This window comes from Vibrio sp. Y176, assembly GCF_033438945.1.
In genome coordinates this window covers 119,421-132,203 of the sequence record NZ_JAWOQS010000002.1, presented here as the reverse complement: position 1 = coordinate 132,203, position 12,783 = coordinate 119,421, and the positions used below count along the sequence as shown (strand labels likewise).

Here is a 12,783-nt window from a genome sequence, read left to right as displayed (position 1 = left end):
AATCGGAAGAACAAGGAAAGAACCATGACTTTTATTAACAATGTTCAAGCAGAAAAATCCCTCTATATAGCGGGTGAGTGGCAATCGGGCATGGACACCATCGCCAATATTAACCCTTCTGATATCAGCGAAAACATTGGTGATTTTGCACAAGCGAGCGTGTCGCAAGTAGAGCAAGCGATTCAAGCGGCTAAATCAGCGCAGCCAGAGTGGGAAAAAACACCAATCGAGCGCAAACAAGCAGTGTTACAAGCGATTGGTGATGAGCTCATTGCACGATGTGACGAATTGGGCACCTTGCTTTCGCGTGAAGAAGGTAAGCCATTTGCTGAAGGTCGAGGTGAGATTTACCGTGCTGGCCAATTCTTCCAATACTTTGCTGCTGAGGTTCTGCGTCAAATTGGCGATAACGCTGCTTCCGTCCGTCCAGGTGTCTCCGTTGAAGTTACTCGCGAAGCCGTCGGCGTTATCGCCATTATCTCTCCTTGGAACTTCCCAACAGCAACAGCGGCTTGGAAAATCGCGCCAGCACTTGCGTTTGGCAACAGCGTCGTCTGGAAGCCTGCCAACCTCACCCCAGCAAGTGCCGTTGCGCTGACAGAGATTATCCATCGCCAAGGTTTACCTGCTGGCACGTTTAACCTCGTTTTGGGTAGCGGTTCGCAAGTCGGTAATACCCTTATCAATTCGAAGGATGTGAACGGCGTTAGCTTCACTGGTTCTGTGGACACTGGCCGCAAAGTTGCAGCGGCAACAGCACCAAATTTTGTGCGTTGTCAGCTAGAGATGGGTAGCAAAAATGCGCTCGTAGTGGCAGATGATGCAGACATTCAGATTGCTGTCGAAGCAACAATCGCAGGCTCATTCTCGGGTGCAGGTCAAAAGTGCACCGCGTCTTCTCGTCTTGTCGTTATGGACGGAATTCACGACGCGTATGTTGAAGCGCTAATCAAACGCATGAGCGAACTTAAAGTGGGTCACGCACTGGAAGAGGGCGTATTCATGGGTCCTGTTGTTGATGGTAACCAGCTGAATGCGAACTTTGAGTGGATTGAAAATGCACGCCAAGCAGGCGCGGAGCTGGCTTTCGGTGGTGAGCGTCTGAGCCTAGAGCATGACGGTTACTATATGTCACCAACCCTGTTCTTGAACACACAAAACAGCTGGGAAGTGAACCAAGAAGAAGTCTTTGCACCAATGGCAAGCGTGATTCGCGTTTCTGATTTGGATGAGGCGATTGCAGTCGCGAACGATACGCGCTTTGGCCTGACAGGCGGCATTATCACGCAAAGTCTGCGCAATAGCGCGATCTTCAAACAGCAAGTCCAAACGGGCTGCGTCATGGTTAACTTGCCAACTGCGGGTACAGATTATCACGTCCCATTTGGTGGCCGTAAAGAATCTAGCTTTGGCCCTCGTGAGCAAGGGCAGTACGCCAAAGAGTTCTACACCGTGGTGAAAACCGCTTATCAGCGCCCTTACTAAGAACAGCAGGGTAGCTGATGGTGTCAGTTACCCGCACGAAAAGGCTAAGAAATTGTTTAAGGAGTGGTTATGTACCAACAACGGATTGTGATTGACGGATTGCAGTACTGCAATTGGGATCGAGAGTATTTCCAAACGCTTAAGGCGAGTGGCATTACCGCCGTTCATGCCACTATCGTCTACCACGAAACTGCGCGCGAAACCTTAACGCGTTTTGCTGAGTGGAACTTGCGCTTCGAGCAAAATGCGGACCTCATCATGCCTATTTATTCAATGGCAGATGTAGAAAAAGCCAAAGCAGAAGGCAAAGTCGGCATCTTCTTCGGCGCGCAAAATTGCTCACCTATCGATGATGAAATTGGTCTGATTGAAGTGATGCGCCGCCAAGGTCTGCTGATCATGCAACTGACCTACAACAACCAAAGCTTACTGGCGACAGGTTGTTACGAACCAAACGATTCCGGCGTAACTCGCTTTGGTAAGCAAGCGATTGAAGAGATGAACCGAGTCGGGATGATCATTGATATGTCCCACAGCGCGGAGCGTTCGACGTTGGAAGCTATCGAGCTCTCTTCGCGTCCAATTTGTATCAGCCATGCTAACCCGACGTTTGCGCATGACGCACTGCGCAACAAGTCCAACACCGTGATCAAAGCACTGACGGAGCGCGGTGGTTTGATTGGATTCAGTTTATATCCGTTCCATTTACCAAATGGCAGCCAGTGCACGCTGGATGATTTCTGCCAGATGGTAGCGAAAACCGCAGACATGTTTGGCGTCGACCATTTAGGCATCGGTAGTGATCTGTGCTTAAACCAACCGCAACAAGTATTGGAGTGGATGCGCAACGGGCGTTGGTCAAAAGCGATGGATTACGGCGAAGGTTCAGCAAGTAACTCGGGATGGCCAGGTGCGCTGCCATGGTTCTGCGGCAGTGCAGGGATGGAGAACATCTATAACGGATTAATGGGTCACGGATTCAGTGAATCTGAGGCTGGAAAAATATTGGGTGAAAACTGGTTCAACTTCCTTAAAGAAGGATTAGAGCCTATTTCATAGCATTCCCCAAAGTAGGAACCGCCTGCCCACATAATAACAATACGGCAGGCGTAAAACTTACATTTGTAGCCAGTCTTTGGCTGCTGCAAAGAACCTCTGGAGCCAGAGTATGTCTGATTTAACCAATAGCATGAAAGCTTCCACGATGAGCGCGTCATCGGGCAAGTCAAAAGCAAAACACAACACATCAACAACAGAAAACACGACGGACAAATTAGGACTGAATAACCCGGCCTTTTGGTATAGCGGTGGTTTCATCGCGTTGTTCGTTGCTATTGCACTTTATGACGGCGAGCTGTTATCTACGATCGTTAACGCCGGTTTTAGCTGGGCAGTTCAGGTGTTTGGTCCATACTGGCAGTTACTGCTGCTTCTCACTTTTCTTATTGGTCTTGGCTTGGCTGCAGGGCGAACAGGCAAGGTGATGTTGGGCGGGATTGCAAAACCAGAAATGGATTCTTTCCGCTGGATGGCGATTATTTTCTGTACCTTATTGGCTGGTGGTGGTGTTTTCTGGGCCGCGGCTGAGCCTATCGCGCATTACGTTAGCCCACCCCCTTTGTACGGCGCGCAAGATAACCCGCAGCAAGGTGCGGTGAATGCGTTGTCACAATCCTTTATGCACTGGGGCTTTCTAGCTTGGGCGATTGTAGGTAGCTTAACTTCCATCGTGGTGATGCACCTACATTACGACAAAGGTTTACCACTAAAACCCCGTATTTTGCTTTACCCAGTCTTGGGTGAACGAGCACTTAAAGGCCAACTCGGTGCATTGATTGACGCGTGCTGCATTATCGCGGTAGCCGCGGGCACCATCGGGCCCATTGGGTTTCTAGGCTTGCAGGTTAGCTACGCGTTAAATGCGCTGTTTGATATTCCTGATGGCTTTACCACTCAGCTTATCATCATCTTGTTTGCGATTGCGCTTTACACCTTGTCAGCACTCAGTGGATTAAGCCGAGGCATGCAACTGCTTAGTCGTTACAACGTGATTCTGGCAATGGCATTGATGGTTTACATCCTGTTTTTTGGTCCGACGAATTTTATCTTTAACGGATATATTCAAGGTGTAGGGAGCATGCTGGATAACTTTATCCCAATGGCGACCTATCGCGGTGACGAAGGTTGGCTAAGTTGGTGGACAGTATTTTTCTGGGGCTGGTTCCTGGGTTATGGTCCGATGATGGCAATCTTTATTGCGCGTATTTCCCGTGGTCGCACTATTCGCCAAGTTATTTCCACCATCAGTATTGTGGCTCCGTTAACCACTTGTTTTTGGTTCACGATTGTGGGCGGCTCAGGCCTTGCGTTTGAAATTGCTGAACCGGGTAGCGTGAGTGCGGCGTTTGAGGGCTTTAACTTGCCAGGTGCTTTGCTTGCAGTGACTCAGCAACTACCAATGCCAATGCTGACTTCAATTCTATTTCTGATTTTAACCACGATCTTCATCGTCACGACGGGCGACTCAATGACCTACACAATCAGTGTCGTGATCAGTGGTGAAACGGAGCCGAATGCGATCATCCGTACCTTCTGGGGAGTAATGATGGGTGTGACGGCACTAATCCTGATTTCTCTTGGCTCTGGTGGCATCTCTGCACTGCAATCTTTCATTGTGATTACCGCGGTTCCGGTTTCGTTGATTCTGTTACCGTCACTTTGGAATGCGCCGCAAATCGCAATCAAAATGGCGAAAGAGCAAGGGCTATAACAATTATCTAATTCAAACAACGTGGAGCTTGTGCGGGTGTTTTCCTCCTGCATCCGCACAAACCCTAGTATTCTTACAATAACAAATAGGTGGTGAGCAAAATGGATGCACATCGTTCTACTTATACGGAAGCAACTATGCGCGATGCAGCGATTGTCATGGCAGCCGAAAGGCTTGGCGCAATGCACCAAAACCGAATCAGCTTTGTTCGCAGTCTGATTCGTAATATGGCAAGCCAAAACTGGCAAGTAACCAAGCATGAGTGGCAGCTTTGTCCTCGTGGTTATGGTCATGTGATTTACAAATTGACCACGCCAGAGCACGTTTATCATTTGGTGGTATTCTGTGATGAAATTGCCGACGACGAGCGTAATGATCGCGTAATTGCTGAAAAGTGGGACGTCACATTTGCACTGGTTCAAGGCGATGTTGATGTTACCTTGTTGGAAAGATTGCGAGAAAATGTACCGCTGCAAGAAGCGGGACGTAATCCAAACAACGTACTTGTTCTTGCTCGCGCAAACAAAAGTGTGCGCGTGTTTGAGCACATTGTTAGCGCGCTTTCTCAAGGCGAGCAGCCTGAGCCGAAAGAGTTAGCGGAAGTGGGTTATATCCTGCGTACCACAGCTGTCTATGGTAACGGAAAGTTTGGTATCGCCGATTTCAAACTGTTAGAGAACAACTCAGATTTCAGCCAGTCTTTTAGTGCGCAAATGTGTGCCGTATATATGTTGCGTGAATTCAGCCTAGATTGGGTGCACTATCTGGCACTTCAACAAGGTGGCGACAACGCGGTGGCTTTGCATCGTGGCTTGCAGCGCTACCTTGGTGTCGGCAATGCGACTGGCTTAGGCATGGCTCCATACTTGATTAATCACCCGTGCATCGTTGACCAATGGATGACCTCTCGCGAACGTGCGGTAGCGCGAGTCTTTGCGATGCCATGTGAAGCTTCATTCCATGCTCCTTTGCAAGGATTACTACAAAAAGCACAGCGTCATTTAGAGCAAGTCATCACCATCAATGAACATCAAGACAGGCTCAATCATCAAGCGATATCAGACATCAAACAACTGCTATCAGAGCTAACAACGTTAATGGCATCACATCCGAATTGGGCGAGTTTGGTCGAGCATAAGAAAACAATGAGTGTGGAAGCCCAAGAAATCCTCACCTCTTGCTTGATCGAACTCTACCCATCTTTAGTGGATGAATTTGCTAGCCAAATGAATACGGATGAAACGTTATCTATTCCGGGCGGGAAAAAGATCCAAGATTTACTGGAAGTGTTGCAAAGCAAGTACCGCTGGGCGATTGATGCGGATTACTCACTAGCCGAGAACAACTACTGGTTCTGGTATCGCTCACAAGATAAAGAAGAGCCAAGGCTTGGTGTTCGCGGGGAAGAGGCTGGAGAAGAAAAAGAACTGCCGCTTGATATCGGCAGACAAGTGAATCGCTTGTACCAGGCCTTGCTTGACTGTGATGTAGAAATGTCCGTAGCAGAGTTTCTATTGCAAAAACCGGCTTATCGTTCGATCACACGTCGCGTATGGACGCTAGGCAACCGTGCGATGGGGGATATTCAAATGAATGTGCTGCGTAAAGATGCGTTACCAATGCACTTACTGCGCTGTAAATTGGCGATCTTTGGCGCGACTAAGTTTGATCCGCGCTCGGATCGTTGGGTTCGAGTAACTTTCTTCCAAGGTGCGCCGTTGTTAGATGAAATTCACGACCCTAAACTGGTAGACACATGGATTTTCCCTAGCATGCCGCCACGTGACGAAATTGCGCAAAGTGATAATCAAAAAATCAGTGGAGGATTTGCATTATGATCGTCTCTCACAACGAATTGGTGGCCGCGGTTAATAAGGCATTTCTTGGCATGCGCCGTCACTGTGGTGAGGCGGATGTCATTGCGAACATGGTGGCGGACTTGCAAATGGTTGGCTTACATGGAGTTCGTCATTTTAATAACGCCAGTCTGTTTCTTGGGTTAGATTCAGACTGCGCCGTATCGGTGACCAACAGTACGCCGTCAAACATAGAGGTAGAACTGCACAACGGGAGTGTAGCGTGTCATTTACCCGCTGTGTTGGATTTCGCACTTGAGAAAATGATTAACCGTAAGTCGATTACTATCACGTTGACGCAGTGCCATAACCGTTGGCTAGGTTTTAGTGAGTTGTTGAAACTCTCTGCAAAAGGCATTGCGTGCCGTGCACAATGGGTCAATGGCTCTAGTCCCAAGCGAACGCTTTATGTGTTAAATCGTGGACGAATCGCACCAGAAGTCTTTTTCTCGGATCAGTTTGATGGGCATGATACGGATTTGCATAGTATGGTTATCGAGCTCTCCGTGAACGATTTCGATATCGAGAAAAGTGCACAAGGATATACCACCCACATTGAAGGCGATGAGTTAAGCCGTACGCAACAAGCTTCTTGGCAAAATGGTATCTTTGTCGAAGACCAAGAATGGGAAACACTGAAACAAACCGCAACCGCGTTGCTGGTGGAGAACAGTGAGCGTTCTATGCTCGGTGCTGGCGGTGTGGTTTAAGCGATGAAAGGCGATGATTCCAAGTAGAAGTGATGAAGGCTGCTGTTTAGCGGCCTTTTTTGTGCGCGATGTTCAGTCACTTCTGAAGTTCAAAGACTATGATTACCGTTATCCGCAAGATGGAGCAATACAGGTAAGAAAAATGGATCTGCAAGAGAATAAAAGAAATGCCATTGCGTTTTACGAAACCGCCTATAGAGGTAACCCAAGAAAGGCAGTTGAAGACTACGTAGGTGATGAGTACATCCAGCACAATCCATTAGTTGGAAATGGCCCCGAGGCTTTTATCGAGTATTTTGAGCGGATGCAAAATGAGTATCCCGATAAAGATATTACGTTTGTGCGAGCCATTGCTGAAGGGAATTTGGTGGCACTACACACTCACCAAACATGGCCTAATGATATTGAATACGTGACGATGGATTTCTTTCGTTTTGATCACAATGGGAAGATCGTTGAACATTGGGACGCTCTGCAAGAGATACCCAAAGAAACATTGAATGGTCACACCATGTATTAACGAGTCGTTGATTAGTCTCCCATGCCGTTTATTCAAACGGTATGGGAGGTTAAATGATTTGTGGCACTCGAAGTATTAATCATCAAAGCGCTTTTTCGATTCTCACCGCGACGTCTTCAGATACCCAGCCTTTCCACAAGTCAGGGTAGGTATTAAAGAAGTAAAACATCGCTTCTTCACCGTCCGCGTAGTTATCTTCCATCCAGGCCAGCATTTCACTCATTTGCTCGTTGGTAAATCCGCGTTTCTGCAAGTACGCGAATGCTTGGGGTTCTTTGCTCGCAAACGCCTCCGTTGTTACTGTGCGAACTGGAGAAGGTGGGTACATTGTTACTTTGGGAGAAGTACAATCAGGCTGGGTGGTACAGTTGCGATACTCTTCCAGATCCGTTCCGCTACCAAAATCCACTTTGACCATATCATACTTGCCCAATACGGGTGTTGGTGACCAGTAGTAACCAAACCAAGGCATTTTGCGATCATAGGCTTTGGCGATGGTGCCAGCTAATGCTGCGCCAGATCCTGGGTCAACCATCTCAAAGCCGTGCTCACTTAACCCTAATGCATTAAACAAGTGACCGGAGGTGATTTGGCATGTCCAACCAGCAGGGCAGCTATAAAACGCGAACTTGTCATCATCCTCTGGGTGTTCAAATAGTTTGGCGTGCTTGATGACGCCTTCTATCGTCGCGAGTTCTGGATACTGTTTTACCAGATAGGCGGGAACCCAAAACCCTTCTTCACCGCCATTGACAAGCGATTCACTAGCGATGCGCAAGCGTTTATCCGCAATCCCTTTATCAAGTGCTTCTTTAATGCCGTTTGTCCATAACTCTGGCGCAACGTCAGGTTGCCCCTTTTCAATCATAGAGGTGCCTGTAGGAACGCTATCACCAGGGATCAATTCCGCATCGCACTGGTAGCCTTCATTTAAGACAAATTGGTCGATGTGCGCCATTAAGCTGGCCGAATTCCAATTCATGTCTGCGATGGTTATTTTTCCGCATTCGTCCGCATTTGCATGAGTAGATAATGCTGATAGCAGCAGAACAGATAGCATTGAAGGTGTCGTCTTCATGTGACTGAATTTCCTTGTCGTTGTCATTTACTTCAGTATATACATCGGTTTATAAAGATTCAGTGAACAAGGTTTTTTCAGTGACGTTAAGCATAAAAACGGCGATTTATGAAGCGTTTAGTCAGAGTGGTTGAAAGGGAGTTAATACAGCAAGAACACCCCTTCGTAGCCGCCGATCTCAATGTGAGAAACATAGTCGCCGATGTTACCGTCTTGATCTACAGGTCGCATAGGTTCTGGAAGTGCGATAGTTATCTTCGGTGAGGAGAAATAATCGATATTCTTGCCAAAGAAATCAGTTCGATACAGAACTTGGCCTTTGGTGAATTCGCGGGCTAACACCATCTCTGTAGGGCCATGCATCACTACCGTATCGTCTGAGTGATACGCAAAGTACGTATGGGTTGGTAACAAATCGATAGCGCCATTAGGCAAGTCAGGATGAGCCACTTTGCTCATAGAAGCATCTCCAATCACCGTGTAATCGGCGGAATAGGGCGTGCTGGTGGACATCATTAGCGGAGTCGCCTGATACCCATCTGGGATTTGATTGGTTGGCATACCTAAATCGATGGCAAGCAAGGCGCTAGGTTGATAAGCAATATTCTTTGGTACGCCTGCCTTCCAGAAGTTGTCACTTGTTGTGTTATTACTTCCATATAAGTAGCCATTGTTCCACTGATTAAAGTAAATGCGCTCAGGGTGATAGTTTAAGTAGAACACCGCTAGTGCAGAGTATTGGTCCTGTTTCCAATTGTTTTCTGTGTTACCAAAGTATTGAACTCGACCATAACGCGTGGTCGCTTGATAAATCACTTTCTGACCCGCTTTGGCGAGTGCAGAGTTATCCCAAAACTTAGCCAAGCCAGCATAGCCACTAAAGCCGGTAGCAGGGAAAAGGTAGTGCTCGCGCAAGTACAAGGAGCCAGCGTTAACCAAGTGGTTTTGCCCATTACGACCGAATAAGTTTGCCGTACCTATGTTGAGGCCAATTAACGCATCTTCATCCAGCGTTGCCAGTTTATTCAAGAACGCCGAGAATTGCGCTTTGTAAGCATCGTCAGCAGCTTGGCTACCCGCCACCAAACCAAGTTCATCCACTGTGCCTCCGGAATATATGTAGAACTGATTTGCACCGAGTAACTTATTCGTATCGTCGTTGTACGCACCATTTAAACCTTGTTTCGCCCATTCAGCTTGGTAAGAGTGGCGCATTGTATTGGCAAAAACGGGATTGCCGAGATTGGTCAATGCCCAAGAAGAGGTTTGATTCCACATACGACCAAATGGAATAACGCGTGACTCCCAACGAAATCGTGCGGTTGCATTCTTATTCGAACGGTTTTTGTATTCATGCCAAGAAAGATAATTGTCTTGGTTTCGATCTGCAGATTTGTCGAAGCCACGAATTTTACGCCAGCGTTGAATGGTTTGACCTTCAGGTGTCTCCGTTGGTGCTCCTGAGATATTGACGGCAGGGAAGCTATCTTTGAGTTGAATGTTTTCGAGACGTGGGCGGTTTTCTATGTTGTCGTCATGCCAAGTAATTTTCGCAACGTAAAGGCGGCCGCCGTCGCGTAAAAAGGTGGAGCCAAAGTTCTGACCGCCACCATAAGTTTTTCCGCTACCATCATGCGTTGTAGCGCGAACCCAATCCGAAGGGACAGACCAGTTGACCGTTTGGTTTTTAGTCATGTTCTCAGTTTTGTCTTTTTTAATCGCGAAGCGTTTCCATTCAGTTACCTGACCAAACGAGTCGATGGCAGAAGGGTATTCAATCGTGAAGCTGCCGCCTTGAGCAAACTGAGAGAACGTAAAGGCTAAGCGGTCGAACTTCTCTGAGTGATAGACATAGAGGGCTCCACCATTATTCGCCTGACCAAATACATCAGCATCCCATGGCGGTGGTTGATATAGCCAAAAACCGGCGTGGTTAGCGCTGGCGGTATAGCCAACGATCATCGGTTTTCGATTGAGTAAGGTATTTTCACCATGGCTTGAGTCGACTTCAGCTAGGATAGTGTCTTCAGAAAAGTGGAGAAAGAAATCTTCGTAGTCAATTCCATTCAGTTCTGCTTGGTTACGTATATCGTTTTCCAGCCAACCTGAGTTAAGTTCCAGCTTTTGGTTGTACATGTAACCAAGCGCTTTTACACGCTCGTTATCACTCTTATTTTCGTAAGCTCCAAACACGATATCGGCATTATCCAACTCCCATTCAAGTGCAGCGGCAGCAGAGATAGGCTTATCTTGAAGATCAATACCCTGTTCATGCAACCCAGGTAATACGATTGCTGTTCTACTCCAAACGTTGGGTACAGAAAGCAAGCTCAAAGAAATGAGTGTAACGAGAGAAAAACAATGCGACTTCAACATGGAGTTATCCCATTAATACTTAGATGACTCAAATTAAGAGTCAGATACAAAGAGAAATTATAGTCCATTCGCGAAGTCGTAATCAGGACCCTGCCATAGAGGACTTTACAGGAAAACTAACAGGGGATGCTGTGCAAAAATGAGCGGGTGTACTTGGAATAGATCATCCTCATAGACTCAAAACTTCCTCTACACGTCAGCACAAAAATAACCACCATTTTAACCTTGTTTCGGTCGTCACCATGTTGTTGGATTTTTCTTCAACAAATTCAGTTAAAACTAACTCTTCAAACCAGTCAGATACTCTGTCTTGGTGGTAGCTGATCATACAAAAAATTAACAAATTAAATTTTTATACATTTTTATTGTATAAAAAGTCCAGTTGAGTAATATAAATACCAAGTGACAATTAATGCGGTATGTCAGCATGACTATTCAGGTAAGCGGAATCAATAAATCCTACGGTGAGACACAAGTGCTTCACGATGTCAGCTTTAAGTGTGAAAGCGGGGAAACACTGGTGTTACTTGGTCCAAGTGGCGCAGGGAAGAGCTCTCTACTACGTGTTCTTAACCTTCTTGAAGGGGCGGATAACGGCAAGCTAAACATCGCAAATGATGTTTTTGATTTCTCTACTGAAATCAAAGAGAAACAAGGTTTAGCACTTCGTCGTAAAGTAGGCATGGTGTTCCAGCAGTACAACTTATGGCCGCACATGACAGTGATGGAGAACCTGATTGAGGCTCCGGTAAAAGTCGCTGGCATGGATAAAGAAGAAGCGAAGAAGCAGGCAATGCAAATTCTTGCGACGCTGCATTTGGCAGACAAAGCGGATGCATGGCCGATGCAACTTTCTGGTGGTCAGCAACAACGTGTGGCGATTGCTCGTGCATTGATGATGAAACCGGAAGTCTTGCTTTTTGATGAACCGACCGCTGCGCTTGATCCGGAAATTACTAACCAAGTCGTTAAGATTATTAAAGATTTAAGCGAAACCGGAATTACACAAGTAGTTGTGACGCACGAAGTGGATTTCGCCAAGAAAATCGCTAGCCACGTACTGTATTTAGAAAAAGGACACATCGTCGAGCACGGCACAAATGATTCGTTTTCTAATCCGCAAACCGCCCAGTTTGCTGACTACCTAAATCACTAAATTACGTTTTTAAAGTTCAGTCTATTTAACAGATAAGCTCGGCTGTCATTGCGAGTGTCAGCCCACTAAGTACACACGGAGTATTGCAATGAAAAAGATTCTACTAGCTTCACTAATCGGCCTTTCTTCTGCAACTATGGCAGCAAACGCAGCAGCACAAGAAGAGATCAAATTCGCGATGGAAGCGACGTACGCACCATTCGAATACATGGATGAAAACAACCAAATCCAAGGTTTTGACGTGGATCTGGCGAATGCACTATGTAAAGAAATCGAAGCAAAATGCACCTTCCACAACCAATCTTTTGACAGCCTGATCCCAGCATTAAAATTCAAGCGCTACGATGCGGCAATCTCTGCAATGGACATTACTGAGGCGCGTTTGGAGCAAGTGAATTTCACGAATGCATACTATGACAACTCAGCAGCGTTTGTTTCTATCAAAGAAAAAGTGGCTGATCAAAAAGCACTAGAAGGTAAGCGTGTTGGTGTTCAAAACGGTTCAACACACCAAAGCTACCTGATTGAGCAAATGCCGGGCGTAACCGCGGTTCCTTACTCAAGCTACCAAGACGCGTTCATCGATATGAAAAATGGCCGTATTGATTCTGTATTCGGTGACACAGCAGTCGTAGCAGAATGGTTCAAGAAAGAAGACAACCTAGCTTACGTGGGTGAGCACGTCACTAACCCTAAATACTTCGGTAACGGTTTCGGTATCGCAGTAAATAAAGGTAACGACGAGCTAGTGAACAAGCTGAACACAGCACTGAAAACAGTGAAAGCAAACGGCGAATACGACGTAATCTACAACAAATACTTCGGTAAGTAA

Annotated in this window: 10 protein-coding genes; 8 read left to right on the top strand and 2 right to left on the bottom strand. The window is 46.7% G+C overall.

Annotated features, from left to right (window positions below; all coding sequences use genetic code 11):
- Positions 1 to 24 precede the first annotated feature (24 nt).
- The 6 genes from R7O13_RS04870 to R7O13_RS04845 all read left to right on the top strand — a co-directional run bounded on the left by R7O13_RS04870 (position 25) and on the right by R7O13_RS04845 (position 7,341).
- Positions 25 to 1,485, top strand: a complete 1,461-nt coding sequence (locus tag R7O13_RS04870; protein WP_053349978.1) for an aldehyde dehydrogenase family protein — start codon at positions 25 to 27, stop codon at positions 1,483 to 1,485.
- Between the two features lie 69 nt (positions 1,486 to 1,554).
- Positions 1,555 to 2,544 carry a membrane dipeptidase gene (locus R7O13_RS04865; protein ID WP_318303171.1) on the top strand — a complete coding sequence of 330 codons (990 nt, stop codon included), beginning with the start codon at positions 1,555 to 1,557 and terminating at the stop codon, positions 2,542 to 2,544.
- A gap of 109 nt (positions 2,545 to 2,653) precedes the next feature.
- Positions 2,654 to 4,255, top strand: a complete 1,602-nt coding sequence (locus tag R7O13_RS04860) for a BCCT family transporter (RefSeq protein ID WP_318303169.1) — start codon at positions 2,654 to 2,656, stop codon at positions 4,253 to 4,255.
- A gap of 101 nt (positions 4,256 to 4,356) precedes the next feature.
- A complete protein-coding gene (locus R7O13_RS04855) occupies positions 4,357 to 6,093 on the top strand; it encodes a hypothetical protein (RefSeq protein WP_262653004.1) in 1,737 nt (578 codons plus the stop codon).
- Positions 6,090 to 6,821 carry a DUF3726 domain-containing protein gene (locus tag R7O13_RS04850; protein ID WP_053307776.1) on the top strand — a complete coding sequence of 244 codons (732 nt, stop codon included), beginning with the start codon at positions 6,090 to 6,092 and terminating at the stop codon, positions 6,819 to 6,821. Before R7O13_RS04855 ends, R7O13_RS04850 begins: the two co-directional genes overlap by 4 nt.
- A gap of 142 nt (positions 6,822 to 6,963) precedes the next feature.
- The gene (locus tag R7O13_RS04845; RefSeq protein ID WP_031777276.1) at positions 6,964 to 7,341 is read left to right on the top strand and encodes a nuclear transport factor 2 family protein; all 378 of its coding nucleotides are present in this window, start codon (positions 6,964 to 6,966) and stop codon (positions 7,339 to 7,341) included.
- 82 nt (positions 7,342 to 7,423) lie between these two features.
- Here the strand turns inward: R7O13_RS04845 and R7O13_RS04840 are convergent, their stop codons facing one another.
- Together R7O13_RS04840 and R7O13_RS04835 are read right to left on the bottom strand one after the other, a co-directional pair.
- Positions 7,424 to 8,419, bottom strand: a complete 996-nt coding sequence (locus tag R7O13_RS04840) for an ABC transporter substrate-binding protein (RefSeq protein ID WP_285335211.1) — start codon at positions 8,417 to 8,419, stop codon at positions 7,424 to 7,426.
- 141 nt (positions 8,420 to 8,560) lie between these two features.
- Positions 8,561 to 10,795: a hypothetical protein gene (locus R7O13_RS04835; protein WP_318303165.1), complete on the bottom strand. Its 2,235-nt coding sequence runs from the start codon at positions 10,793 to 10,795 to the stop codon at positions 8,561 to 8,563.
- Positions 10,796 to 11,222: 427 nt separating this feature from the next.
- Between R7O13_RS04835 and artP the strand changes: the two genes are divergently transcribed.
- Positions 11,223 to 11,951, top strand: coding sequence for an arginine ABC transporter ATP-binding protein ArtP (artP, locus tag R7O13_RS04830; protein ID WP_102970230.1), 729 nt, complete (start codon positions 11,223 to 11,225; stop codon positions 11,949 to 11,951).
- Positions 11,952 to 12,039: 88 nt separating this feature from the next.
- Positions 12,040 to 12,783: an arginine ABC transporter substrate-binding protein gene (locus R7O13_RS04825; RefSeq protein ID WP_005388572.1), complete on the top strand. Its 744-nt coding sequence runs from the start codon at positions 12,040 to 12,042 to the stop codon at positions 12,781 to 12,783.

Excerpts from the sequence above, each read along its gene's own strand:
- R7O13_RS04825 (WP_005388572.1), top strand. The coding sequence starts at position 12,040 with ATGAAAAAGATTCTACTAGCTTCACTAATCGGCCTTTCTTCTGCAACT.
- R7O13_RS04845 (WP_031777276.1), top strand. The coding sequence starts at position 6,964 with ATGGATCTGCAAGAGAATAAAAGAAATGCCATTGCGTTTTACGAAACC.
- R7O13_RS04855 (WP_262653004.1), top strand. The coding sequence starts at position 4,357 with ATGGATGCACATCGTTCTACTTATACGGAAGCAACTATGCGCGATGCA.
- R7O13_RS04860 (WP_318303169.1), top strand. The coding sequence starts at position 2,654 with ATGTCTGATTTAACCAATAGCATGAAAGCTTCCACGATGAGCGCGTCA.
- R7O13_RS04840 (WP_285335211.1), bottom strand. The coding sequence starts at position 8,419 with ATGAAGACGACACCTTCAATGCTATCTGTTCTGCTGCTATCAGCATTA.
- R7O13_RS04870 (WP_053349978.1), top strand. The coding sequence starts at position 25 with ATGACTTTTATTAACAATGTTCAAGCAGAAAAATCCCTCTATATAGCG.
- R7O13_RS04835 (WP_318303165.1), bottom strand. The coding sequence starts at position 10,795 with ATGTTGAAGTCGCATTGTTTTTCTCTCGTTACACTCATTTCTTTGAGC.
- R7O13_RS04865 (WP_318303171.1), top strand. The coding sequence starts at position 1,555 with ATGTACCAACAACGGATTGTGATTGACGGATTGCAGTACTGCAATTGG.
- R7O13_RS04850 (WP_053307776.1), top strand. The coding sequence starts at position 6,090 with ATGATCGTCTCTCACAACGAATTGGTGGCCGCGGTTAATAAGGCATTT.
- artP (WP_102970230.1), top strand. The coding sequence starts at position 11,223 with ATGACTATTCAGGTAAGCGGAATCAATAAATCCTACGGTGAGACACAA.